Genomic DNA, 26,342 nt, shown 5'->3' on the forward strand with positions numbered 1-26,342 from the left:
TCCATTGCACCTTCCTGATAAGAAGCCAGAAGGTGTAAACCTTATTCAGGACGAGACACCAGTCGAAAAAAAACCGCCCGAGGGCGGTTTTTTTGTGCCGATTCGCTTACATGTGCGAAATCAGCGCATCACCAAAGGCCGAAGAAGACAGCAGCTTAGCGCCGTCCATCAGACGTTCGAAGTCATAGGTCACGGTCTTCGCGGAGATCGCGCCGTTGGTGCCCTTGATGATCAGATCGGCCGCTTCGGTCCAGCCCATGTGACGCAACATCATCTCGGCGGACAGGATCAGCGAGCCCGGGTTGACCTGGTCCTTGCCGGCATACTTCGGCGCGGTGCCGTGGGTCGCTTCGAACATGGCCACGGTGTCGGACAGGTTGGCACCCGGCGCGATACCGATACCGCCTACTTCGGCCGCGAGGGCGTCGGAAAGGTAGTCGCCGTTCAGGTTCAGGGTCGCGATCACATCGTATTCGGCCGGGCGCAGCAGGATCTGCTGGAGCATGGCGTCGGCGATGGCATCCTTGACGATGACGTTTTTGCCGGTTTTCGGGTTCTTGAACTGCATCCACGGACCGCCGTCGAGCAGGGTCGCACCGAACTCTTCAGCCGCCACTTCGTAGGCCCATTCCTTGAAGGCACCTTCGGTGAACTTCATGATGTTGCCTTTGTGCACGATGGTCAGCGAGTCGCGATCGTTGTCGACCACATATTGCAGGGCTTTGCGCGCCAGACGCTTGGTGCCTTCCAGGGATACCGGCTTGACGCCGATACCGCAGTTCTGGTCGAAACGGATCTTGGTGACACCCATTTCTTCTTTAAGGAACTTGATGACCTTGGTCGCCTCTGGCGAACCGGCCTTCCACTCGATACCGGCGTAGATGTCTTCCGAGTTCTCACGGAAGATCGTCATGTCGACGTCACCGGGCTTCTTGACCGGGCTTGGCACGCCTTCGAACCAGCGCACCGGGCGCAGGCACACATACAGGTCGAGTTGTTGGCGCAGGGCCACGTTGAGGGAACGGATGCCGCCGCCGACCGGGGTGGTCAGAGGGCCCTTGATGGAAACCACGTAATCCTTGACTGCGTCCAGGGTTTCCTGAGGCAGCCAGGTGTCCTGATCGTAAACCTGAGTCGCTTTCTCCCCGGCGTAGACTTCCATCCAGGAAATTTTGCGCTCGCCGCCGTAAGCCTTCTTAACAGCAGCATCGACAACCTTGATCATGACCGGGCTGATATCAACGCCAATACCATCGCCTTCGATGAAGGGAATGATCGGGTTGTTAGGAACATTGAGAGAATGGTCCGCGTTGACGGTGATTTTGTCGCCGACGGCTGGAACCTGAATCTTCTTGTATCCCATGCTGAACTCCATTGTTTGGATTGAACATCTGGCTTCGTTCGAGCGTACCCCAGTTAAATCGGCGCGCAAACCCTATGTTCTGCCCATCTGCGGCAAAGCTACGCCGTTGGTGTTCTACAAGCCTGAAAGCAAAGGGAAAAGCGCCAAACTCAAGCACGGCCGACGACTCTACGCCGCACGCTCCCCTGCGACCTTTAGACCAATGGACGAGAATCGTTGCGTATGAACCATCGGCAGATTGCCAGCTACCTATGTATAATGCCGCCGCTGACCACAGAGTCACGCCGGCCGACCTCTCCATGACGAGGCTCAGGACCCGAAAAGCAGGGCTGTTATCGCAGCCCACCCGCTTGACGCTCGACTGATGCACCCAACATCACCGCGCACAAATCTCGACATTCGGCTCATGGATGACTTTGAACGAACGCGCTTACCCGGCGCCCCTCGAGTTTCTGCGCACGCTTTAGCAAAGAAGAGAGAGTTAATCCGAATATGCCCACCCGCTCGAAGATCATCTATACCTTCACCGACGAAGCCCCAGCCCTCGCCACCTATTCACTGTTGCCTATCGTAGAGGCGTTCACCGCCTCGGCTGATATCGCCGTGGAAACCCGCGATATCTCTCTTGCAGGGCGCATCCTGGCCAGCTTCCCCGAGCAATTGGGTGACAAAGCCGTAGCCGACCACCTCGCCGAACTGGGCGACCTGGCTGTTACGCCTGAAGCCAACATCATCAAGCTGCCGAACATCAGTGCTTCGGTTCCGCAGCTGCAGGCCGCGATCAAAGAGCTGCAAGCCCAGGGCTTTGCACTGCCGGACTACCCGGAAACCGTGACCAGCGACGCCGACAAAGAAGCCAAGGCGCGTTACGACAAGATCAAGGGCAGCGCCGTGAACCCGGTTCTGCGCGAAGGCAACTCTGATCGTCGCGCACCGCTGTCGGTCAAGAACTACGCGCGCAAGCACCCGCACAAAATGGGCGCCTGGGCCAAGGACTCCAAGTCCCACGTCGCGCACATGAGCACCGGCGATTTCTACGGCAGCGAAAAAGCTGCCCTGATCGACGCCGCTGACGCCGTCAAAATCGAACTGATCGCCCAAGACGGCACCACCACCGTCCTGAAAGAAAAGACCACCGTGCAAGCCGGTGAGATCCTCGATTGCGCGGTCATGAGCAAGAACGCGCTGCGCAGCTTCATCGCTGCCGAGATCGAAGACGCCAAAGCCCAGGGCGTGCTGCTGTCAGTCCACTTGAAAGCCACCATGATGAAGGTCTCCGACCCGATCATGTTCGGCCAGATCGTTGCCGAGTTCTATAAAGACGCACTGGCCAAGCACGCTGACGTGCTGGCGCAGATCGGCTTCAACCTGAACAACGGCATCGGCGACCTGTACGCTCGCATCAAGGCCCTGCCGGCCGAGCAGCAAGCGCAGATCGAAGCGGACATCCAGGCGGTGTACGCCGTTCGTCCGTCGTTGGCCATGGTCAACTCCGACAAAGGCATCACCAACCTGCATGTGCCGAGCGACGTCATCGTCGACGCCTCGATGCCAGCCATGATCCGTGACTCCGGCAAGATGTGGGGCACTGACGGCCAACTGCACGACACCAAGGCGGTGATCCCGGATCGCTGCTACGCGACTATCTACCAGGCAGTGATCGAAGACTGCAAGGCAAATGGCGCCTTCGATCCGACCACCATGGGCAGCGTGCCAAACGTTGGCCTGATGGCGAAAAAAGCCGAAGAGTACGGTTCGCACGACAAGACGTTCCAGATCAAGAGCAATGGCGTGGTTCGGGTTTCCGACAGCGCAGGCCGCACGTTGCTGGAGCAGTCGGTTGAAGCCGGCGACATCTTCCGCATGTGCCAGACCAAAGACGCGCCGATCCAGGACTGGGTCAAACTGGCGGTCAACCGTGCTCGCGCCAGCAGCACCCCGGCCATCTTCTGGCTGGACCCGATGCGCGCCCACGACGGCGTGGTGATCGAGAAGGTTCAGGCATACCTGAAGGATCACGACACTGCCGGTCTGGACATCCAGATCATGGCGCCAGTCGAAGCGATGAAGTACACCCTGCAGCGCACCCGCGAGGGCAAGGACACCATCTCGGTGACCGGCAACGTACTGCGCGACTACCTGACCGACCTGTTCCCGATCATGGAGCTGGGCACCAGCGCCAAGATGCTGTCGATCGTTCCGCTGATGAATGGCGGCGGCCTGTTCGAAACCGGCGCCGGCGGTTCGGCACCGAAGCACGTTCAACAGCTGCTGGAAGAAAACTTCCTGCGCTGGGATTCCCTGGGCGAGTTCCTGGCCCTGGCCGCATCCCTTGAGCACTTGGGCGTGACGTACAACAACCCCAAGGCGCTGGTATTGGCCAAGACCCTGGATCAGGCCACCGGTCAGTTCCTGGACAACAACAAGTCGCCATCGCGCAAAGTCGGCAACATCGACAACCGCGGCAGCCACTTCTACCTGGCGCTGTACTGGGCCCAGGCCCTGGCCGCCCAGACTGAAGACGCAGCACTGCAAGCGCAGTTCGGCGAACTGGCCAAAACCCTGACCGAGAACGAAGCAACCATCGTTGCCGAGCTCAATGCCGTTCAGGGCAAGCCAGTGGACATCGGCGGTTACTACCACGCCAATGCCGAGCTGATCAGCAAGGCCATGCGCCCGAGCAACACTTTCAACGCCGCGATCGCCGCGCTGGTTTAAGGTTGTAAGGATGCAAAGAAGCCCCGGCCGAGTGCCGGGGTTTCTGTTTTCGGACACCACAAACCCTGTGGGAGCTGGCTTGCCAGCGATGGTGGCTTATCATCCACCAATGATGGTGACTGACCCACCGCTATCGCTGGCAGGCCAGCTCCTACAGTAATAGTGTTTCAACTATTGAGATTTGAGGAAGGTTCATGGACTGGCTACCCCACATCACCGTCGCCACCATCGTCGAAGACAACGGCCGCTTCCTGATGGTCGAAGAGCTCAAGGGCGGACGAACGGTACTCAACCAGCCCGCCGGGCACCTTGACCCGAACGAAACCCTGATCGAAGCAGCCGTGCGCGAAACCCTTGAGGAAACCGGCTGGGACGTGGAAGCCACCGGCGTGGTGGGCATCTATCTCTACACGGCGCCGAGCAACGGCGTGACCTACCAGCGGGTCTGCTTCACCGCCAAACCACTCCGGCACCATCCCGACTATCAGCTGGACGAAGGCATCGTCGGCGCCAAGTGGCTGACGCGGGACGAATTACTCCATCAGCGCGACCATTGGCGCAGTGAACTGATCATCCGCTGCATCGATGATTATCTGGACGGCAAACGCTTCGGTCTCGAACTGATCCGCCCTTCTCTTTAGCCTTGTGGGCTGCGGCCTGCTAGAATCGCGTCCTTTTTCAAGACACTCATTGAATCCCTATGCGTGATCCAGCCCCTTCCGACACACAAAAGAAGCGCGTCATTGTCGGCATGTCCGGCGGCGTGGACTCTTCCGTTTCCGCTCTCCTGCTGATCGAGCAGGGTTATGAGGTGGAAGGCCTGTTCATGAAGAACTGGGAAGAAGACGATGGAACGGAATACTGCACCGCCATGGACGACCTGGCGGACGCCCAGGCCGTGTGCGACAAAATTGGCATCAAGCTGCACACCGCCAACTTCGCCGCCGAGTACTGGGACAACGTGTTCGAGCACTTCCTGGCCGAATACAAGGCCGGTCGCACGCCGAACCCGGACATCCTGTGTAACCGCGAGATCAAGTTCAAGGCGTTCCTCGACTACGCCTTGATGCTGGGTGCCGACCTGATTGCCACCGGCCACTACGTGCGCCGCCGTGACATCGACGGGCGCACCGAACTGCTCAAGGGCCTGGACCCGAACAAGGACCAGAGCTACTTCCTGCACGCCGTCGGCGGCGAACAGATCGCCAAGACCCTGTTCCCGGTGGGCGAGCTGGAAAAACCGCAAGTGCGCGCGATTGCCGAAAAACACGACCTGGCGACCGCGAAGAAAAAGGACTCCACCGGCATCTGCTTCATCGGCGAACGCCGTTTCAGTGACTTCCTCAAGCAATACCTGCCGGCCCAGCCGGGCGAAATCAAGACCACCGAAGGTGAAGTCATCGGCCGCCACCATGGCCTGATGTATCACACCATCGGCCAGCGCCAGGGCCTGGGCATCGGCGGCCTGAAAGACGCTGGCGACGAGCCATGGTACGTGTTGATCAAGGACCTGGAGCACAACGAGCTGATCGTCGGCCAAGGCAATGACCACCCTTACCTGTTCTCCCGCGCCCTGCTCGCTTCGGACATCTATTGGGTCAACCCGATCGACCTGAGCGAGCCGCGCAAGCTGACCGCCAAGGTTCGTTATCGCCAGAGCGACCAGCCCTGCACACTGGAAAAAACCGCCACCGGCTACCGCGCAACCTTCGATGACCCGCAGCGCGCGGTCACCCCAGGGCAATCCGTGGTGTTCTACGACGGTGAAATCTGCCTGGGCGGCGGCGTGATTGAAATTGCCGAACCCTGGACCAGCAAAGGCCAGGCCCAATGAGCCCGACCCAGGAGCAATTGGCGGCGCTCGGCGGCGTGTTCCTCGCCGCCGTGCTGGTGGACAAGATCGCGAAGTCCGGCCAGACCAACGAAGCCGGGCTGACGTGCATGCTCGGCAGCCTGCTGATTCGCGACCCCAAGGACACGCTGGAAGTCTACGGTGGCGACGACATCAACCTGCGCGAAGGCTATCGCGCGCTGATCGGCGCCCTGGAACGCGACCCGAGCACCCTGCAACGCGAACCGCTGCGTTACGCTTTGGCGATGCTGGGGCTGGAGCGTCAGCTGGCCAAGCGCGGCGACATGCTCGACGTGATTGGCAAGCGTCTGCCGCAGATCCAGTCCCAGGTCGAGCACTTCGGCCCGGCCCACGAAAACGTCATCGCCGCGTGCGGCGCGCTGTACCAGGATACCTTGAGCACCTTGCGCCAACGGATTCAGGTCCACGGCGACATGCGCAACCTGCAGCAGCCGAGCAATGCCTCGAAGATACGTGCGTTGCTGCTCGCGGGTATTCGCTCGGCGCGCCTGTGGCGGCAGCTGGGCGGACATCGCTGGCAGCTGGTGATCAGCCGTCGCAAGCTGCTCAAAGAGCTTTACCCGCTGATGCGCAGCAGCTAAACCGCGCCCGCAACACCCTGTTTGACGTGTAACGCGTAAGACGCTGGTCAGTTGGCGACGGACCGGCGGATTTTTTCATGTATGATACGCGCCCCATTTCGTTGCCCGACTGTCCGAGAACACCCCATGCAGCTTTCTTCGCTCACTGCGGTTTCCCCTGTTGACGGCCGCTACGCCGGCAAAACCCAGGCCCTGCGCCCAATTTTCAGCGAGTACGGCCTGATCCGTGCTCGCGTTCTGGTTGAAGTGCGCTGGCTCCAGCGCCTGGCCGCTCACCCTGGCATCAGCGAAGTGCCGGCGTTCTCCGCCGAAGCCAACGCGGTGCTGAACACTCTGGCGGAAAACTTCTCGCTGGAGCACGCCGAGCGCGTCAAAGAGATCGAGCGCACCACCAACCACGACGTCAAAGCCATCGAATACCTGCTCAAAGAGCAAGCGGCCAAGCTGCCGGAACTGGCGGCGGTCAGCGAATTCATCCACTTTGCCTGCACCAGCGAGGACATCAACAACCTGTCCCACGCCCTGATGCTGCGCGAAGGCCGTGATGATGTGATGCTGCCGCTGATGCGCCAGACTGCCGAAGCTATCCGCGAACTGGCCATCCGTTTCGCTGACGTGCCGATGCTGTCGCGCACCCACGGTCAACCGGCCTCGCCGACCACCCTGGGCAAAGAACTGGCGAACGTGGTGTACCGTCTGGAGCGTCAGATCGCCCAGGTCGCTGCCGTTCCGCTGCTGGGCAAGATCAACGGCGCTGTCGGCAACTACAACGCTCACCTGTCGGCCTACCCTGAAATCGACTGGGAAGAGAACGCCCGCGCGTTCATCGAAGGCGAGCTGGGCCTGGGTTTCAACCCGTACACCACGCAGATCGAACCGCACGACTACATTGCTGAACTGTTCGACGCGATCGCGCGCTTCAACACCATCCTGATCGACTTCGACCGCGACATCTGGGGCTACATCTCCCTGGGTTATTTCAAGCAGCGCACCATCGCTGGCGAAATCGGTTCGTCGACCATGCCGCACAAGGTCAACCCGATCGACTTCGAAAACTCCGAAGGCAACCTGGGGATCGCCAACGCCCTGTTCCAGCACCTGGCGAGCAAACTGCCGATCTCCCGCTGGCAGCGTGACCTGACCGACTCCACCGTACTGCGCAACCTCGGTGTCGGCTTCGCCCACAGCGTGATCGCCTACGAAGCCAGCCTCAAAGGCATCAGCAAACTCGAACTCAACGCGCAGAAAATCGCCGCTGACCTGGACGCTTGCTGGGAAGTCCTGGCCGAGCCGATCCAGACCGTGATGCGTCGCTACAACATCGAAAACCCGTACGAGAAGCTGAAAGAATTGACCCGTGGCAAGGGCATCAGCCCTGAAGCGTTGCAAACTTTCATCGACGGCCTGGACATGCCTGCCGCCGCCAAGGCCGAGCTGAAACTGCTCACCCCGGCAAACTACATCGGCAACGCCGTGGCACAAGCCAAACGCATCTGATCGACCGCTGTACCCGTTTGAGACGCCCGGCAGCGCCGGGCGTTTTTATTCCCGTCTGAAAAGTGCTTTTTTTCAATAGGTTACACATGAATCCTGACATTCCTCTTCAACTTCTGGGCGGCATCACGGCGCGCGAATTCCTGCGCGACTACTGGCAGAAAAAACCCCTGCTGATCCGCCAGGCGATTCCTGACTTCGAAAGCCCGATCGACGCCGATGAACTGGCCGGCCTGGCGCTGGAAGAAGAAGTCGAATCGCGCCTGGTGATCGAGCACGGCGAGCGTCCTTGGGAATTGCGCCGCGGCCCGTTTGCCGAAGACGAATTCAGCAAGTTGCCGGAACGCGAGTGGACCCTGCTGGTGCAAGCGGTCGACCAGTTCGTACCAGAAGTCAGCGAGCTGCTGGAGCACTTCCGTTTTCTGCCAAGCTGGCGCGTCGACGACGTGATGATCAGCTTTGCCGCCCCCGGTGGCAGCGTCGGTCCGCACTTCGATAACTACGACGTGTTCCTGCTGCAGGGTCATGGCAAGCGCAACTGGAAAATCGGCCAGATGTGCAATTCCGAGAGCCCGCTGCTGCCCCACGCAGACCTGCGTATCCTCACCGATTTCGACGCCACCGATGAGTGGGTCCTGGAACCCGGCGACATGCTCTACCTGCCGCCGCGCCTGGCCCACTGCGGCGTGGCCGTCGATGACTGCATGACCTATTCGGTGGGTTTCCGTGCGCCGAGCGCCGCTGAAGTGCTGACCCACTTCACCGACTTCCTCGCCCAGTTCCTGACCGACGAAGAGCGTTATACCGACGCCGATGCCCTGCCTGCGGTCGACCCGCATCAGATCCAGCACGACGCCCTCGATCGCCTGAAAGGCCTGCTGGCCGAGCACATGAGCGACGAGCGGCTGCTGCTGACCTGGTTCGGCCAGTTCATGACCGAGCCACGCTACCCGGAACTGGTGGTGGGCCCGGAAGAAATCGAAGAAGACGACCTGCTCGCCAGCCTCGAAGAAGGCGCTGTGCTGATCCGCAACCCGAGCGCGCGCCTGGCCTGGTCGGAAGTCGATGACGACCTGTTGCTGTTCGCCAGCGGCCAGAGCCGCTACCTGCCGGGCAAGCTGCGCGAGCTGCTGAAAATGATCTGCGCCGCCGATGCGCTGCACGTCGACAACCTCGGCGAATGGCTCAGCGACGAAGACGGTCGCGGCCTGCTGTGTGAACTGATCAAGCAAGGAAGCCTGGGGTTTGCCGATGAATAAAATTCACGTACGTGTCGCAGACTGGCAAAAGGACAACGCCGAGATCCGGCGCATTCGTGAGACGGTGTTCATCGCCGAGCAATCCGTTCCGCCTGAACTGGAATGGGATGCCGACGATGCGACAGCGGTGCATTTCCTCGCCTTCGAAGGCGACTTTCCGATTGGCACCGCGCGCCTGTTGCCCGATGGGCATGTGGGCCGGGTGTCGGTGCTGAAAGACTGGCGCGGCTTGAAAGTCGGCGATGCGCTGATGCAGGCGGTGATCGGCGAAGCCGAGAAGCGCGGGCTGAAGCAGCAGATGCTGAGCGCGCAGGTGCAGGCCACGGCGTTCTATGAGCGCCTGGGTTTCAGCCTGGTCAGTGAGGAATTCCTGGAGGCCGGGATTCCGCATGTCGATATGGTTCGTCATTCGGCTTGAGACCGCAGCGCGGTCATCGCCAGCAGGCTGGCTCCCACCTGGATCGTGCAAGACCGTGTGGGAGCCAGCCTGCTGGCGATGGCGTTGTGATGAACAACACGAAAACGCCCCGCCATCCACCGATGCCGGGGTGTTTTGCTGTCTACGATTCAACTTGCCCCACAGCACGCCGACAAACTGGCAATATCAACAGAACACCGCCCCCCCTGTAGGAACGCCGCCCGGAACAAGCTCGCTCCTACAGGGAACGTCATAGCCGGAGATAACGGAAATGTCCCTACGCACCCTGCTCACCACGCTGCTGCTGACCTGCAGTTTTTCGGTCATCGCCGCCACCGAGATCGTGCCGCTCAACTACCACACCAGCGCCGATATGCTGCCGATGGCCCAGGATTTCATCGGCAAGGATGGCCAGGTCAGCGCCTATGGCAACCAGCTGATCGTCAATGCCGATCCGCGCAAGATCGACGAACTTAAAGCCCTGATCGCCCAACTCGACATCCAGCCCAAACGCCTGCTGATCACCGTCGATACCAACGAAAACAACTTTCAGGGCGACCAGGGTTATTCGGTCAACGGCGCCAAGCCGAGCCAGACCCGGATCATCAACCGCAGCACCGCCAGTCGCGACGGCGGCATCCAGCAAGTCCAGGCCAGCGAAGGCGCACCGGCGTTGATCCAGGTGGGTCAGAGCGTGCCGCTGACAAGCTCGCAGACCGATTCCTACGGCGACCTGCGCAGCCAGACCGAATACCGCAATGTCACCCAGGGTTTCTACGTCACCGCCAGCGTTACCGGGGACATCGTTCACCTGTCGATCAGTACCAACCGTGACCGCATGAGCCAGGAACGTCCCGATGTAGTGAACGTGCAGAGCACCGACACAACCGTCACCGGCCGCCTTGGCGAATGGATCACCCTGGCCGGTGTCAACCGCCAGACTCAGGCCGACAAACAGGGCCTGACCCGCAGCTACGCGACACAGGGCCGCGACGACATGACCCTGCGAGTGAAAGTCGACACTTTGGACTAAACCACCGAAAACTGACTGATAAGTCGTATTAGACCAAAGATGTAGTGCTTGAAAAAAAGCACTACAAAACGTTTGACGAGCCAAAAAAGCGAAGGCATGATGGCCTCGCTCCCGCTAATCAGGGGCCCTGGCAAGGGCCTTCGAAGCGATGCTCGTACCTACCCCGCGAGCCGCTTCGTGTCTGTACCGCCCACAAGGTGTGTTTGACGAGATTGCCGACTGGAACGAAGTTGTCCCGAGGGACGGAAGCGTATTTAGGTAACCCGGCATCACACTGAAGTTCGTATCAAGGCCCACGACGCCCGGATCCGCCCGCCAGTTCGCCCTTACCTGCTCACTTCCCCTCGAGCCCATCGTTCATCCCGTCGCCAGTCCCGCCGAATCCGACTTGACCACCTAAGCTTCTGGTCAGCGAGCGCATGAATTTTCCACCGCAGAACAACTTTCCGTAAAAGACGCGACGAGGTTTATCTCCATGGCACTGACACGCGAACAGCAAATTGCAGCCCTCGAAAAAGACTGGGCTGAAAACCCACGCTGGAAAGGCGTGACACGCGCTTACTCCGCTGCTGACGTCGTCCGCCTGCGTGGCTCGGTTCAACCAGAGCACACCTTTGCAAAACTCGGCGCCGAGAAGCTGTGGAACCTGGTCACCCAGGGTGCCAAGCCGTCCTTCCGTCCCGAGAAAGATTTCGTCAACTGCATGGGCGCCCTGACCGGCGGCCAGGCTGTACAGCAAGTCAAGGCCGGTATCCAGGCGATCTACCTGTCGGGCTGGCAGGTTGCTGCGGACAACAACTCTGCCGAGTCGATGTACCCGGACCAGTCGCTGTATCCGGTGGATTCGGTTCCAACCGTGGTCAAGCGCATCAACAACTCGTTCCGTCGTGCTGACCAGATCCAGTGGAAAGCCGGCAAAGGCCCGGGCGACGAAGGCTACATCGACTACTTCGCGCCGATCGTGGCTGACGCTGAAGCCGGTTTCGGTGGCGTACTGAACGCCTACGAGCTGATGAAGAGCATGATCGAAGCAGGCGCCGCCGGCGTTCACTTCGAAGACCAACTGGCTTCCGTGAAAAAATGCGGTCACATGGGCGGCAAGGTACTGGTTCCTACTCAGGAAGCCGTGCAGAAGCTGACCGCTGCCCGTCTGGCAGCTGACGTTGCCGGCACGCCGACCATCATTCTGGCCCGTACCGACGCGAACGCCGCTGACCTGCTGACCTCTGATTGCGACCCGTACGACCAGCCGTTCGTGACTGGCGAGCGCACCCAGGAAGGCTTCTACAAAGTGCGCGCAGGTCTGGACCAGGCCATCGCTCGCGGCCTGGCCTACGCGCCGTACGCCGACCTGATCTGGTGCGAAACTGCCAAACCGGATCTGGACGAGGCTCGTCGCTTCGCCGAAGCGATCAAAAAGGAATACCCGGACCAACTGCTGTCGTACAACTGCTCGCCTTCCTTTAACTGGAAGAAAAACCTGGACGACGCGACCATCGCCAAGTTCCAGCGCGAGCTGTCCGCCATGGGTTACAAGCACCAGTTCATCACCCTGGCCGGCATTCACAACATGTGGCACAGCATGTTCAACCTGGCGCACGACTACGCCCGCAACGACATGACGGCCTACGTGAAACTGCAAGAGCAAGAGTTCGCCGACGCCGCCAAGGGTTACACCTTCGTGGCTCACCAGCAGGAAGTGGGCACCGGCTACTTCGACGACATGACCACCGTGATTCAAGGTGGCACGTCCTCGGTGACCGCGCTGACCGGTTCGACTGAAGAAGAACAGTTTCACTGATCTGAACAAACGGCCGTTGCGGACCGGATAAAAAGCTAACCGCAACGCCGCCCATCTGACGCCCCGACTGGTTCGGGGCGTTTTTTTGCCTGCGATTCGGCCGTCCGCCTGACTACAGCTTCCCCGTTCATTCGCGTCCTTGACACTCCCCCGCCAGATCTCCGTCATCTGTGACGACAGTTCACACCCCGTTTGAACCGTTTGGGGCTAATGCCCACGCCTCTTAACGCTTAGGGTACGGCCCATCGCCGTCTTGTTCGGCGCTATGACAATAATAAAGACGTTCAATCGAGGTATAAGCCGATGCGTGATAACAAAGACAAGGCTAACAACGAGCTAGGGAATGGCTTGAAAACACGGCAGGTCACGATGATTTCGATCGGCGGCGTGATCGGCGCCGGTCTGTTTGTGGGATCGAGTAATGCCATCGCTACCGCTGGCCCTGCGGTGTTGGTGTCGTATGTCTGTGCCGCGATCATCGTGGTGCTGGTCATGCAGATGCTCGGCGAAATGGCGACTGCACGGCCGGACACCGGGTCGTTTTCTTCCTATGCCGATCAGGCGATCGGTCGCTGGGCCGGGTTTTCCATCGGCTGGTTGTACTGGTGGTTTTATGTGTTGGTGATTGCCATCGAAGCGATTGTCGCTGGCAATATTCTGGGCGACTGGCTGGGGATTTCCCATTGGGTGGCGGCGTTCGGCGTCACCTTTTCGCTGATCCTGTGCAACAGCCTCAGCGTCGGCTCGTTCGGCACGCTGGAGTATTGGTTGTCGCTGTTCAAGGTCGTGTCGATTGTGGGCTTCATCATTCTCGGTGTGCTGGCGATTTTCGGGATTTTGCCGGGTTCCTCGACCAGCGGGATTTCCAATCTCTACGCCAACGGCGGTTTCGCCCCCAACGGTAACGTGGCGATTGTCGCCGGCCTGCTGACAGCGATGTTCAGTTTCCAGGGCAGCGAAGTGGTGACCATCGCCGCCGCTGAATCCAAGGACCCGAAAGCCAACATCAAAAAAGCTATTCGTGCCGTGGTCTGGCGCCTGGGCTTGTTCTACCTCGGTTCGATGTTTGTGGTGGTGTGCCTGATTCCGTGGAACGCCCCGGATCTGGCGCAGGGTTCTTATCAGGCGGTACTGAGCGCGATGAACATTCCGTGGGCGCCGCAGATCATGGGCATTGTTGTGCTGGTGGCGGTCACCAGTTGCCTGAACTCGGCGATCTATACCGCTTCGCGCATGGCGTACTCACTGGCCCGTCGCGGCGACGCACCGAACGCGGTGTCGCACACCACGCGTCAGGGCGTGCCGCTGCTGGCGGTGGCACTGACGTCGGTCGCGGCTTTGACGGCGCTGACCGCCAACTACCTGCTGCCCAAGCAAGTGTTTCAGTTTCTGCTGGCCACCAGTGGCGCATTGGCCTTGCTGATGTATCTGGTAATCGCCGTCACGCAACTGTGCATGCGCCGCAAACTGGTCGCTCAAGGCAAAAAACTCGAAGTGCGGATGTGGATGTTTCCGTATCTGACGATCCTCACGATCGGCTTTATCCTCGGCGTGTTCGCGATCATGGCGGCCTTCCCCGGCCAGCGCGCGGAACTGCTCTCGACCCTTGGCCTGACCACGGTGCTGGTGATCATCGGCGCTTATTTGCAGAAGTCGCAGCCCGAGCTGTCGGCACGCCGCAGCGCCATGGCGCCGGTTGAACCGCTCACGCCACCCGTGTTGACCTGAAAACCGGCCGCCGCTGTGACTAAGCGTCACAGCGAGTGTGCCGGCGAGCCCCTTTTTCAAGACTGAACGTCCCCCTACGCTGCTTCAAATCCCGGCCCACATCCCGCCGGGATTATCAAAACTTACAAGGAATGCCTCAATGAGTATTGCGCCTAAACCTGACGAACTGGCCATCCCGTATCAACTGCCACAAGTGCCGTACATGGCGCCCGATATGGTGCACCCCGGCGTACTCGGCCAATGGCTGGAAGACGATCAACTATGGGTGCCGGTGACCGATTCGGTGTCGTTCAAACCGGTATTGCTCAGCGTTTCCGGTGGCTACTACATCAACCTGCTGCGGGTGCGCAAAAGCGGCGTGCTCTCGCGTCATCGCCATACCGGCGGCGTACATGCCATGGTGTTGAAGGGGCGCTGGTACTATCTGGAGCATGACTGGGTCGCCGAGGAAGGTTCGTTTGCCTTCGAGCCACCGGGCGAGACTCACACCCTGTTCGTGCCGGAAGATGTCGAAGAGATGATCACCTGGTTTCACGTGCAGGGCGGCTACACCTACGTAGATCCACAAGGTGTAGCGGTCGGTTACGAAGACGTCTTCACCAAACTGGAAACGGCCCGCGCGCACTATAAAAAGCTTGGGCTGCCAGACGATTACATCGAACAGTTCATTCGCTGATCAACGCCGTGGCAGGCGTCTGATCAACAAGGGAGGCAGGTATTGGATAACTACTCGCAGCTGCTGGCGTTTCTTTGGGCCACGGAGCACGGTAACTTTTCTGCGGCCTCTCGCGCCCATGGTCTGACGCCTTCGGCCATCAGCAAACTGATCTCCCGTTTGGAGGATCGCTTGCAGGTGCGCCTGTTTCAACGCGGCACGCGCAGTTTGTCGCTGACCGAAGAAGGCGCTGCCTACCTGGTCAGCGCCCGTGCGGTGATCAATGCGATGGCCGAAGCCGACTCACTGGCCGAAGCGTTTCCGACACGGGTCAGCGGCATGCTGCGAATTCACACGATGTCGACGTTTGCCAAACACCAGATCATTCCATGGCTGCCGGAGTTCTTGGCGGCCTACCCCGGGCTGACGATTGATATCCAGATCGGCGCGCAGTTTTCCGATCAGTTCGATCAGGGGCTGGACCTGGCGATTCACAGCGGCGTGCTGCCGGATTCAACGCGAATCGCTCGCAAAATTGGTCAGAGCCGCTGGATCATCTGCGCCTCCCCGGACTACCTCACTCGCCACGGAACGCCCGAGCACCCGCAGCAATTGCTTGATCACACCTGTTTCAGCTTCGGCTTCAACAGCGTGTGGAACGACTGGGATTTCCTGATCGATGGCCACCCCACCAGCATCCCGGTGATTCCCAAAGCGACCTTCGCCCAAGGTGATCTGCTGCGCGATCTGGCACTTAGCGGCGCGGGCATTGTGCGGTTGGCCGAGTTTCATATCGGCCACGACATCCGCGAAGGGCACTTGATCCCGCTTCTGCAGCGCTACAGCCCGGACAGCTTTGAACCGATTTACATGATTTACACCAATCGCAAGCACCTCAGCCCCAGGATCCGCGTGTTCCGCGACTTTCTTGAACAGAAACTCGCGCAAAGCCCATGGAATACCGAGCGCGGCTGAACGCTCACCTATTAATAAGCACAGAGGCTTCTATGCGTAACCTGATTGGCGATGTCTCCAGCGCCGCGCGCATCCTTCCCGAACTCAATGGCGAAACCCTGTTTATCCGCAATGGCAAGGACGCCTACGTGTATGACGATCAAGGTCGTCGCTACATCGACACGGCGCTCGGCTTTGGCGCTGTGCTGCTGGGGCACGCCAATAACTGCGTGAACGAACAGGTCGCGGCAGCGTTGGCCGATTCTGCCGCGCCGTCGTGGGCGCATGTTCGTGAACACGCTGCGGCCTCGGCGCTCGCGGCGCACACCGGCGAGCTGAGCAAAGTGATTTTCACCAACTCCGGCAGCGAAGCCGTGCACCTGGCCTGCCGAGCTGCCCGCGCCTTCACCGGACGCGGGCGCATCGCGAAAATGGCGGCGGGCTTCGACGGTTGGTTTGATGACGTCAGTTTCGGCAATGTGTCGTCCAGCGAGGCGAATTTCGCTGACGGTCAGCGACCTGCCACGCCGCGCACGACATTGCTGCGCTTCAATGACTTTGACGATGTCGAGCGATTGTTTGCTGAGGATTCGGACATCGCGGCAGTGATCCTTGAACCGATGCTCGCCAATGCCGGCTGCATCATGCCGGCGCCGGGGTATTTGCTGCATGTGCAGGAAGTCGCGCATCGGCATGGCGCGCTGGTGATCTGCGATGAAGTGCTGATGGGTTTTCGCTTGTTCGCCGGGCTCGCGGGTTTGCAGGCGGGGCTGGATCCGGACATCGCCAGTGTTGGCAAGGCGATTGGTAATGGCGTGCCGGTGTCGGCGATTGTCGGCAAGCCGCATATTCTCGCCGGTTTTGAGGAGGGTCGCGTGCTGCGTGGCGGCACCTTCAGCGGCAACCCGATGGCGTGTGCAGCGGTGATCAGCACCTTGGCGCAACTGGATGATGCGGATTATCAGCGTTTGATTGCGCGCGGTGAGGCGCTGCGTATTTCGTTGGAAGCCTCGTTCCAGGCACATGGGATGACGGTCAGCACCAGTGGTTACGGGAATGTGTTTGGGATCTGGCCTTCGGCAAAGGCACCGACGAGTTATGCCGACGCGCTGGAATGTGGCAATGCTGAATTTAGCAGGGAGCTGCATTTGGCGTTGCGCGAAGCTGGAGTGCTGGTGATGCCTTCGCCATATGGGCGGGTTTATCTGTCGTTCGCACACGATGATGGCGTGGTTGAGGAGATGAAGGCTGCGTTTGAGGTGGCCGCGTCGAAACTGGCCGGGCGGTTTGGCTAAGAGGATTGGATTTCAGGCCCGGCGTGCAAGGCGTCGGGTCTGATGGTGATTGATCTACTGCTGCTCGCTCCCACCGGAAAGCGTCGGCGGCGAGACAAAACATTGATCCAGAGCGGTAGAGCCAGTAGAAAAATCCGCTAAAACGGGCGCCGTCGCTACTTGCAGTAACGCGCAAGTAAGTCAACTTCCCAACTGTTCACCCGGTAAACAGTTACAAAATCCACCTAAACGATATTAATTATCATTTATGGACAAGTATGTTCGTTACATTCCCCACAAAACATAATTGATGAAAAGCCAGCTAATGCCCGCAACGCATGGGCTGCGGGGTTTTGGAGGTAGGTAATGTCCTTATTCCTATAAATAATTTCGCCATAGGAATTTTACTTGCTGGGTGTTGTGCCATAAAATCAGCGGGATAGATTGCTGCGACATATCGTCACTGCTTTGTTACTTTTTCAAGCTCAGAGACCTTTGCTCTCTGTTAAGGATTACCAGCATGCCCGAAGCGACAGGACTCATGGCCCACAACTGGGGCTTTGCCATTTTCCTTCTGGGCGTCATCGGCCTGTGTGCCTTCATGCTCGGTGTCTCCAGCCTCCTCGGGTCAAAAGCCTGGGGCCGCAGCAAAAACGAACCGTTCGAGTCCGGCATGCTACCCACAGGTGGCGCCCGCTTGCGGCTCTCAGCCAAATTCTATCTGGTCGCGATGCTCTTCGTGATCTTCGATATCGAAGCCCTCTTTCTCTTTGCCTGGTCTGTGTCCGTCCGCGAAAGCGGCTGGACCGGATTCGTCGAAGCTCTCGTTTTCATAGCAATTCTGTTGGCAGGTCTTGTCTACCTGTTCCGAGTGGGCGCCCTTGACTGGGCTCCGGAAGCGCGGCGCAAGCGGCAGGCGAAGCTGAAACAATGAGGCTTTGGCAATGCAATACAATCTCACCAGGATCGACCCCGATGCTCCTAACGAGCAGTATCCGATTGGCGAGCGGGAAACCGTTTCCGATCCGTTAGAAGATCAAGTTCACAAAAACATTTTCATGGGCAAGCTCGAAGACGTGCTTAACGGCACGATCAACTGGGGGCGCAAGAACTCCCTGTGGCCGTATAACTTCGGTCTTTCGTGCTGCTACGTGGAAATGACCACCGCCTTCACGGCGCCCCACGACATCGCGCGCTTTGGCGCCGAAGTGATCCGGGCATCGCCGCGCCAGGCGGATTTCATGGTTATCGCCGGTACCTGCTTCATCAAGATGGCGCCGATCATTCAGCGTCTCTACGAGCAAATGCTCGAGCCTAAATGGGTCATCTCCATGGGTTCGTGCGCCAACTCCGGTGGCATGTACGACATCTATTCAGTCGTTCAAGGGGTGGACAAGTTCCTGCCCGTGGACGTCTACGTGCCTGGCTGCCCGCCCCGTCCTGAAGCTTTTCTGCAAGGCTTGATGCTCTTGCAGGAGTCGATTGGACAGGAGCGTCGTCCGCTTTCCTGGGTCGTTGGCGATCAAGGCGTGTACCGCGCCGAGATGCCTTCGCAAAAGGAACAGCGCCGCGAACAGCGAATCGCAGTCACCAACCTGCGCAGCCCCGACGAAGTCTGATCCAGATCTGCTTCTTTTATAGAACGAGACACTGGCTTCATTCTTTACGTTGACCGAAAGCGATAAATAACCATGACTACAGGCAGTGCTCTGTACATCCCGCCTTATAAGGCAGACGACCAGGATGTGGTCGTCGAACTGAACAACCGTTTTGGCCCCGAGGCGTTCACCGCCCAGCCTACCCGCACCGGCATGCCGGTGCTTTGGGTTGCCCGCGCCAAACTCGTCGAAGTGCTGACCTTCCTGCGCAACCTGCCCAAGCCGTACGTCATGCTCTATGACCTGCACGGCGTGGACGAGCGTCTGCGCACCAAGCGTCAAGGGCTGCCGAACGGCGCCGACTTCACCGTGTTCTATCACCTGATGTCGATCGAACGTAACAGTGACGTGATGATCAAGGTGGCGTTGTCCGAGGGCGACCTCAGCGTGCCGACCGTGACCGGCCTCTGGCCGAACGCCAACTGGTACGAGCGTGAAGTGTGGGACATGTACGGCATCAACTTTGCCGGTCACCCGCACCTGACCCGCATCATGATGCCGCCGACCTGGGAAGGGCACCCGCTGCGCAAGGACTTCCCGGCCCGTGCCACCGAATTCGATCCGTTCACCCTGAACCTGGCCAAGCAACAGCTTGAGGAAGAAGCCGCGCGCTTCAAGCCTGAAGACTGGGGCATGAAGCGCTCCGGGGCGAACGAGGACTATATGTTCCTCAACCTCGGTCCCAACCACCCTTCCGCGCACGGTGCGTTCCGCATCATCCTGCAGCTGGACGGTGAAGAGATCGTCGACTGCGTACCGGACGTCGGCTACCACCACCGTGGTGCCGAGAAGATGGCCGAGCGTCAGTCCTGGCACAGCTTCATTCCGTACACCGACCGTATCGACTACCTCGGCGGCGTGATGAACAACCTGCCGTACGTGCTCTCGGTCGAGAAGCTCGCCGGTATCAAGGTGCCCGAGAAGGTCGACGTCATCCGCATCATGATGGCCGAGCTCTTCCGGATCACCAGCCACCTGCTGTTCCTGGGGACCTACATCCAGGACGTCGGCGCCATGACCCCGGTGTTCTTCACGTTCACCGACCGTCAGAAAGCGTACACGGTGATCGAAGCCATTACCGGTTTCCGTCTGCACCCGGCCTGGTACCGCATCGGCGGTGTCGCCCACGACCTGCCGCGCGGCTGGGAAAAACTGGTGAAAGACTTCGTCGAGTGGATGCCCAAGCGTCTGGACGAATACCAGAAAGCTGCACTGGACAACAGCATCCTGCGTGGCCGGACCATCGGTGTCGCCGCCTACAACACCAAAGAAGCCCTGGAATGGGGTGTCACCGGTGCCGGGCTGCGTTCGACCGGTTGCGACTTCGACCTGCGTAAAGCGCGTCCATACTCCGGCTACGAGAACTTCGAATTCGAAGTGCCGCTGGCGGCCAATGGCGATGCCTACGACCGTTGTATCGTTCGCGTTGAAGAAATGCGCCAGAGCATCAAGATCATCGAGCAGTGCATGCGCAACATGCCGGAAGGCCCATATAAAGCGGATCACCCGCTGACCACGCCGCCGCCGAAAGAGCGCACGCTGCAGCACATCGAGACCCTGATCACGCACTTCCTGCAAGTTTCGTGGGGCCCGGTCATGCCGGCCAACGAATCCTTCCAGATGATCGAAGCGACCAAGGGCATCAACAGTTATTACCTGACGAGCGATGGCGGCACCATGAGCTACCGCACCCGGATTCGCACCCCAAGCTTCCCGCACCTGCAGCAGATCCCTTCGGTGATCAAAGGCAGCATGGTCGCGGACTTGATCGCGTACCTGGGTAGTATCGATTTCGTTATGGCCGACGTGGACCGCTAAGCATGAACAGCACGCTTATCCAGACAGACCGTTTCACCTTGAGTGAAACCGAGCGCTCGGCCATCGAGCACGAGCTGCATCACTACGAAGACCCGCGCGCGGCGTCGATCGAAGCCCTGAAGATCGTCCAGAAGGAACGTGGCTGGGTGCCGGACGGCGCTCTGTACGCCATCGGCGAAATCCTCGGCATCCCGGCGAGCGACGTTGAAGGCGTGGCGACTTTCTATAGCCAGATCTTCCGTCAGCCAGTGGGCCGTCACATCATTCGCGTCTGCGACAGCATGGTCTGCTACATCGGTGGCCATGAATCCGTGGTCAGCGAAATCCAGAGCAATCTGGGCATCGGCCTGGGTCAGACCACCGCCGACGGTCGTTTCACCCTGCTGCCGGTCTGCTGCCTCGGCAACTGCGACAAGGCGCCGGCGTTGATGATCGACGACGACACTTTCGGTGATGTGCAGCCTGCTGGCGTTGCCAAATTGCTCGAGGGCTACGTATGACCCTGACTTCCTTCGGTCCTGCCAACCGCATCAAGCGTTCGGCCGAGACTCACCCGCTCACCTGGCGTCTGCGTGACGACGGCGAAGCTGTCTGGCTCGACGAGTACCAGGCCAAGAACGGTTACGCCGCTGCGCGCAAGGCTTTCGCCGACATGGCCCAGGACGACATCGTCCAGACCGTGAAAGACGCCGGCCTCAAGGGTCGCGGCGGTGCAGGCTTCCCCACGGGCGTGAAGTGGGGCCTGATGCCCAAGGACGAATCCATCAACATCCGCTACCTGCTGTGCAACGCGGATGAAATGGAACCGAACACCTGGAAAGACCGCATGCTGATGGAGCAACTGCCCCATCTGCTCATCGAAGGCATGCTGATCAGTGCTCGCGCGCTGAAAACCTACCGTGGCTACATCTTCCTGCGTGGCGAATACACCACCGCCGCCAAGCACCTGAACCGTGCCGTGGAAGAAGCCAAGGCAGCGGGCCTGCTGGGCAAGAACATCCTGGGCAGCGGCTTCGATTTCGAGCTGTTTGTCCACACCGGCGCCGGGCGTTACATCTGCGGTGAAGAAACCGCGTTGATCAACTCCCTCGAAGGCCGCCGCGCCAACCCGCGCTCCAAGCCGCCCTTCCCTGCCGCCGTTGGCGTATGGGGCAAGCCGACTTGCGTGAACAACGTTGAAACCCTGTGCAACGTCCCGGCGATCATTGCCGACGGCGTGGACTGGTACAAATCGTTGGCGCGCGAAGGCAGCGAAGACATGGGCACCAAGCTCATGGGCTTCTCCGGCAAGGTCAAGAACCCGGGCCTGTGGGAACTGCCATTCGGCATTACCGGTCGCGAGCTGTTCGAAGACTACGCGGGCGGCATGCGCGACGGCTTCAAGCTCAAGGCCTGGCAGCCAGGCGGTGCCGGCACCGGTTTCCTGTTGCCGGAACACCTCGACGCGCAAATGTACGCCGGTGGCATCGCCAAGGTGGGCACCCGGATGGGCACCGGCCTGGCCATGGCGGTGGACGACAGCGTCAATATGGTGTCCCTGCTGCGCAACATGGAAGAGTTCTTCTCCCGCGAGTCGTGCGGTTTCTGCACCCCGTGCCGTGACGGTTTGCCGTGGAGCGTCAAGCTGCTTCGTGCAATCGAAAACGGTGAAGGGCAAGCCGGCGATATCGAGACCCTGCTGGGTCTGGTCGGTTTCCTCGGCCCTGGCAAGACCTTCTGTGCTCACGCACCGGGCGCCGTGGAGCCGTTGGGCAGTGCCATCAAATACTTCCGCCATGAGTTCGAAGCCGGTATCGCGCCCACGCGCGCAGGCGATCTGAACCAGGTGGTAACGCCGACCATGGTCGGCGCGTAAACACTTAGCAAAAGCGAAGGGTCCGTGCCCTTTGCTTTTCGCGCGATGACGCCTTCATCGGCTGTGTTGATTCGCGCGGATCACAAGATTCCATTAGCCACGCCCGCTGACACCGGGCCAACGAAGAACTTTGAACCATGGCCACTATCCACGTAGACGGCAAAGAGCTCGAAGTCGATGGGGCAGACAACCTGTTACAGGCATGTCTGTCGCTAGGCCTCGATATCCCTTATTTCTGCTGGCACCCCGCCCTTGGCAGCGTTGGCGCTTGCCGCCAGTGCGCGGTCAAGCAGTACACCGACGAAAACGACAAGCGTGGTCGGATCGTCATGTCCTGCATGACCCCCGCCACCGACGGCAGCTGGATCTCCATCGACGACGAAGAAGCGAAAGTGTTTCGCGCCAGCGTCGTTGAATGGCTGATGACCAACCACCCTCACGACTGCCCGGTCTGTGAGGAAGGCGGTCACTGCCACCTGCAAGACATGACCGTGATGACCGGCCACAACGAGCGCCGTTATCGCTTCACCAAGCGTACTCACCAGAACCAGCAACTGGGCCCGTTCATTTCCCACGAGATGAACCGCTGCATCGCTTGCTACCGCTGCGTGCGCTTCTATAAGGACTACGCCGGCGGCACCGACCTTGGTGTGTTCGGCGCCCACGACAACGTGTACTTCGGTCGCGTTGAAGACGGCACCCTGGAAAGCGAGTTCTCCGGCAACCTCACCGAGGTCTGCCCGACCGGTGTGTTCACCGACAAGACGCACTCCGAGCGCTACAACCGCAAGTGGGACATGCAGTTCTCGCCGAGCATCTGCCATGGCTGCTCCAGCGGTTGCAACATCTCCCCGGGCGAGCGTTACGGTGAACTGCGTCGTATCGAAAACCGTTTCAACGGCTCGGTGAACCAGTACTTCCTGTGCGACCGTGGCCGCTTCGGCTATGGCTACGTCAACCGCACCGACCGCCCACGCCAGCCACTGCTGGCCAACGGCGCCAAGCTGGGCCTCGACGAAGCACTGGACAAAGCCGCTGACCTGCTGCGCGGTCGCAACATCGTCGGTATCGGTTCGCCCCGTGCCAGCCTCGAAAGCAACTATGCGTTGCGCGAACTGGTCGGTGCCGAACACTTCTACTCCGGCATCGAAGCCGCCGAGCTGGAACGCATTCGTCTGGTCATGCAGGTGTTGAAAGACAGCCCGCTGCCGATCCCGAACATGCGCGACATCGAGGACCACGACGCCGTGTTCATCCTCGGTGAAGACCTGACCCAGACCGCTGCGCGCATGGCCCTGTCCCTGCGCCAATCGGTCAAGGGCAAGGCTGAAGACATGGCCGACGCCATGCGCGTTCAGCCCTGGCTCGACGCTGCGGTGAAGAACATCGGTCAGCACGCGCTGAACCCGCTGTTCATCGCCAGCCTGGCTGAGACCAAGCTCGACGACATCGCTGAAGAATGCGTTCACGCTGCTCCAGACGACCTGGCCCGCATCGGTTTTGCCGTGGCTCACGCCCTCGACGCCAGCGCTCCAGCGGTCGAAGGCCTGGACACTGAAGCCCTCGAACTGGCCCAGCGCATCGCCGACGCCCTGCTCGCGGCCAAGCGCCCACTCATCATCGCCGGCACCTCGTTGGGTTCCAAGGCGCTGATCGAAGCGGCAGCGAACATCGCCAAAGCCCTGAAGCTGCGCGAGAAGAACGGTTCCATCAGCCTGATCGTGCCGGAAGCCAACAGCCTCGGTCTGGCCATGCTCGGTGGTGACTCGGTCGACGACGCGCTGCAAGCGGTGATCGACGGCAAGGCCGACGCCATCGTCGTGCTGGAAAACGATCTGTACACCCGTACCGACAAGGCCAAGGTCGATGCCGCGCTGACCGCTGCAAAAGTGGTGATCGTTGCCGACCATCAGAAAACCGCCACCAGCGAACGCGCGCACCTGGTCCTGCCAGCCGCCAGCTTCGCTGAAGGCGACGGTACGCTGGTCAGCCAGGAAGGTCGCGCCCAGCGCTTCTTCCAGGTATTCGACCCGCAATACCTGGACGCTAGCATCCTGGTTCACGAAGGCTGGCGCTGGCTGCATGCCCTGCGCGCGACCCTGCTGAACCAGCCGATCGACTGGACCCAACTGGACCACGTCACCGCTGCCGTTGCCTCGAGCACACCGCAACTGGCGCGAATCGTCGATGCCGCACCGTCCGCCGCGTTCCGTATCAAAGGCCTGAAACTGGCCCGCGAACCGCTGCGTTACTCCGGTCGTACCGCCATGCGCGCCGACATCAGCGTGCATGAACCGCGTACTCCGCAGGATAAGGACACCGCGTTTGCCTTCTCGATGGAAGGTTACTCGGGCTCCACCGAACCGCGTCAGCAAGTGCCGTTCGCCTGGTCTCCGGGCTGGAACTCGCCGCAAGCCTGGAACAAGTTCCAGGACGAAGTCGGTGGTCACCTCCGCGCTGGCGACCCGGGCACCCGCCTGATCGAAAGCACCGGTGATTCGCTGAACTGGTTCGCCACCGTGCCGCGTGCATTCAACCCGGCGCCGGGCACCTGGCAGGTTGTGCCGTTCTTCCACCTGTTCGGCAGCGAAGAGAACTCTTCGAAAGCCGCGCCGGTCCAGGAACGCATTCCGGCCGCCTACGTGTCGCTGGCCAAGTCCGAAGCCGACCGCCTGGGCGTCAATGACGGTGCCCTGCTGAGCTTGAACGTCGCGGGCCAGACCTTGCGTCTGCCGCTGCGCATCAACGAAGAGCTGGGTGCCGGCCTGGTCGCATTGCCGGCCGGTATCGCAGGCATTCCGCCGGCGATCTTCGGCAAATCCGTTGACGGTCTGCAGGAGGCAGCTCAATGACCTGGTTCACGCCTGAAGTGATTGACGTGATCATCGCGGTCCTCAAGGCCATCGTGATTCTGCTCGCCGTGGTGGTCTGCGGCGCGCTGCTGAGCTGGGTCGAGCGGCGTCTGCTCGCCCTCTGGCAGGACCGTTACGGTCCGAACCGCGTCGGCCCGTTCGGCGCGTTCCAGATCGCGGCCGACATGATCAAGATGTTCTTCAAGGAAGACTGGACCCCACCGTTCGCCGACAAGATGATCTTCACCCTGGCACCGGTCGTGGCCATGAGCGCCCTGCTGATTGCTTTCGCGATCATCCCGATCACCCCGACCTGGGGCGTGGCGGACATCAACATCGGCATCCTGTTCTTCTTCGCCATGGCGGGCCTGTCGGTCTACGCGGTGTTGTTCGCCGGCTGGTCGAGCAACAACAAGTTCGCCCTGCTGGGCAGCTTGCGGGCCTCGGCGCAGACCGTGTCGTACGAAGTGTTCATGGGTCTGTCGCTGATGGGCATCGTGATCCAGGTCGGCTCGTTCAACATGCGCGACATCGTTGAATATCAAGCACAGAACCTGTGGTTCATCATTCCGCAGATCTTCGGTTTCCTGACCTTCTTCATCGCCGGCGTCGCCGTGACTCACCGTCACCCGTTCGACCAGCCGGAAGCGGAGCAGGAACTGGCCGACGGTTACCACATTGAATACGCCGGCATGAAATGGGGCATGTTCTTCGTCGGCGAGTACATCGGCATCGTGCTGATTTCGGCGCTGCTGGTGACCTTGTTCTTCGGTGGCTGGCACGGCCCGTTCAACATCCTGCCGCAGATCCCGTTCATCTGGTTCGCGCTGAAAACCGCGTTCTTCATCATGATCTTCATCCTGCTGCGCGCCTCGATTCCGCGCCCACGGTATGACCAAGTGATGGATTTCAGCTGGAAGTTCTGCCTGCCGCTGACCCTCGTCAACATGCTGGTGACCGCTGCGATCGTGTTGCTCAACACGCCCGCCGTCGCGGCTCAGTGAGGAT

At 60.2% G+C, this 26,342-nt stretch carries 21 protein-coding genes; 20 read left to right on the forward strand and 1 reads right to left on the reverse strand.

Going from position 1 to position 26,342, the window contains the following annotated elements:
• Nucleotides 1–106: 106 nt before the first annotated feature.
• On the reverse strand, nt 107–1,363 hold the full coding sequence (icd, locus tag NTD84_RS28210) for an NADP-dependent isocitrate dehydrogenase (protein ID WP_262172344.1): 1,257 nt from the start codon (nt 1,361–1,363) through the stop codon (nt 107–109).
• 492 nt (nt 1,364–1,855) lie between these two features.
• Here icd and NTD84_RS28215 point away from each other — a divergent pair, with 492 nt between their 5' ends.
• The 20 genes from NTD84_RS28215 (at nt 1,856) to nuoH (ending at nt 26,338) form a co-directional block, all read left to right on the forward strand.
• Complete coding sequence (locus tag NTD84_RS28215; protein WP_262172345.1) at nt 1,856–4,081, forward strand: NADP-dependent isocitrate dehydrogenase; 2,226 nt, start codon at nt 1,856–1,858, stop codon at nt 4,079–4,081.
• A gap of 194 nt (nt 4,082–4,275) precedes the next feature.
• Nucleotides 4,276–4,722, forward strand: a complete 447-nt coding sequence (locus NTD84_RS28220) for an NUDIX hydrolase (RefSeq protein WP_262172346.1) — start codon at nt 4,276–4,278, stop codon at nt 4,720–4,722.
• Nucleotides 4,723–4,781: 59 nt separating this feature from the next.
• On the forward strand, nt 4,782–5,915 hold the full coding sequence (mnmA, locus tag NTD84_RS28225) for a tRNA 2-thiouridine(34) synthase MnmA (protein WP_262172347.1): 1,134 nt from the start codon (nt 4,782–4,784) through the stop codon (nt 5,913–5,915).
• Nucleotides 5,912–6,535 (forward strand): high frequency lysogenization protein HflD, encoded by a 624-nt coding sequence (gene hflD / locus NTD84_RS28230; protein WP_262172348.1) that lies wholly within the window; start codon nt 5,912–5,914, stop codon nt 6,533–6,535. Before mnmA ends, hflD begins: the two co-directional genes overlap by 4 nt.
• A gap of 126 nt (nt 6,536–6,661) precedes the next feature.
• Complete coding sequence (gene purB / locus NTD84_RS28235) at nt 6,662–8,032, forward strand: adenylosuccinate lyase (protein ID WP_262172349.1); 1,371 nt, start codon at nt 6,662–6,664, stop codon at nt 8,030–8,032.
• An 86-nt stretch (nt 8,033–8,118) separates the two neighbouring features.
• Nucleotides 8,119–9,288 carry a cupin domain-containing protein gene (locus tag NTD84_RS28240; RefSeq protein WP_262172350.1) on the forward strand — a complete coding sequence of 390 codons (1,170 nt, stop codon included), beginning with the start codon at nt 8,119–8,121 and terminating at the stop codon, nt 9,286–9,288.
• The gene (locus NTD84_RS28245; protein ID WP_017339601.1) at nt 9,281–9,706 is read left to right on the forward strand and encodes a GNAT family N-acetyltransferase; all 426 of its coding nucleotides are present in this window, start codon (nt 9,281–9,283) and stop codon (nt 9,704–9,706) included. The genes NTD84_RS28240 and NTD84_RS28245 overlap by 8 nt, the downstream gene beginning before the upstream one ends.
• Before the next feature lie 271 nt (nt 9,707–9,977).
• The gene (locus tag NTD84_RS28250) at nt 9,978–10,739 is read left to right on the forward strand and encodes a secretin N-terminal domain-containing protein (protein WP_262172351.1); all 762 of its coding nucleotides are present in this window, start codon (nt 9,978–9,980) and stop codon (nt 10,737–10,739) included.
• A gap of 475 nt (nt 10,740–11,214) precedes the next feature.
• Nucleotides 11,215–12,540 (forward strand): isocitrate lyase, encoded by a 1,326-nt coding sequence (gene aceA, locus NTD84_RS28255; RefSeq protein ID WP_053121621.1) that lies wholly within the window; start codon nt 11,215–11,217, stop codon nt 12,538–12,540.
• 303 nt (nt 12,541–12,843) lie between these two features.
• Complete coding sequence (locus NTD84_RS28260; protein ID WP_262172353.1) at nt 12,844–14,268, forward strand: amino acid permease; 1,425 nt, start codon at nt 12,844–12,846, stop codon at nt 14,266–14,268.
• A gap of 139 nt (nt 14,269–14,407) precedes the next feature.
• Nucleotides 14,408–14,944, forward strand: coding sequence for a 2,4'-dihydroxyacetophenone dioxygenase family protein (locus NTD84_RS28265; protein WP_053121625.1), 537 nt, complete (start codon nt 14,408–14,410; stop codon nt 14,942–14,944).
• 42 nt (nt 14,945–14,986) lie between these two features.
• Entirely contained in the window at nt 14,987–15,898 is a 912-nt protein-coding gene (locus NTD84_RS28270) for a LysR family transcriptional regulator (protein ID WP_262172354.1), read from the forward strand.
• A gap of 32 nt (nt 15,899–15,930) precedes the next feature.
• On the forward strand, nt 15,931–17,172 hold the full coding sequence (locus NTD84_RS28275) for an aspartate aminotransferase family protein (RefSeq protein WP_262172355.1): 1,242 nt from the start codon (nt 15,931–15,933) through the stop codon (nt 17,170–17,172).
• Nucleotides 17,173–17,671: 499 nt separating this feature from the next.
• Nucleotides 17,672–18,085: an NADH-quinone oxidoreductase subunit A gene (locus NTD84_RS28280; protein WP_077045930.1), complete on the forward strand. Its 414-nt coding sequence runs from the start codon at nt 17,672–17,674 to the stop codon at nt 18,083–18,085.
• 10 nt (nt 18,086–18,095) lie between these two features.
• Nucleotides 18,096–18,770, forward strand: a complete 675-nt coding sequence (locus NTD84_RS28285; protein WP_008146035.1) for a NuoB/complex I 20 kDa subunit family protein — start codon at nt 18,096–18,098, stop codon at nt 18,768–18,770.
• 72 nt (nt 18,771–18,842) lie between these two features.
• Nucleotides 18,843–20,627, forward strand: a complete 1,785-nt coding sequence (nuoC, locus tag NTD84_RS28290; RefSeq protein WP_262172356.1) for an NADH-quinone oxidoreductase subunit C/D — start codon at nt 18,843–18,845, stop codon at nt 20,625–20,627.
• Nucleotides 20,628–20,629: 2 nt separating this feature from the next.
• A complete protein-coding gene (gene nuoE / locus NTD84_RS28295) occupies nt 20,630–21,127 on the forward strand; it encodes an NADH-quinone oxidoreductase subunit NuoE (protein WP_007946422.1) in 498 nt (165 codons plus the stop codon).
• Nucleotides 21,124–22,482, forward strand: a complete 1,359-nt coding sequence (gene nuoF / locus NTD84_RS28300) for an NADH-quinone oxidoreductase subunit NuoF (protein ID WP_262172357.1) — start codon at nt 21,124–21,126, stop codon at nt 22,480–22,482. Before nuoE ends, nuoF begins: the two co-directional genes overlap by 4 nt.
• 137 nt (nt 22,483–22,619) lie before the next feature.
• Nucleotides 22,620–25,334: an NADH-quinone oxidoreductase subunit NuoG gene (gene nuoG, locus NTD84_RS28305; RefSeq protein WP_262172358.1), complete on the forward strand. Its 2,715-nt coding sequence runs from the start codon at nt 22,620–22,622 to the stop codon at nt 25,332–25,334.
• Entirely contained in the window at nt 25,331–26,338 is a 1,008-nt protein-coding gene (nuoH, locus tag NTD84_RS28310; RefSeq protein ID WP_008032732.1) for an NADH-quinone oxidoreductase subunit NuoH, read from the forward strand. Before nuoG ends, nuoH begins: the two co-directional genes overlap by 4 nt.
• Nucleotides 26,339–26,342: the final 4 nt, after the last annotated feature.

The sequence above is a fragment of the Pseudomonas sp. 14P_8.1_Bac3 genome (assembly GCF_025466085.1).
GTDB lineage: Bacteria > Pseudomonadota > Gammaproteobacteria > Pseudomonadales > Pseudomonadaceae > Aquipseudomonas.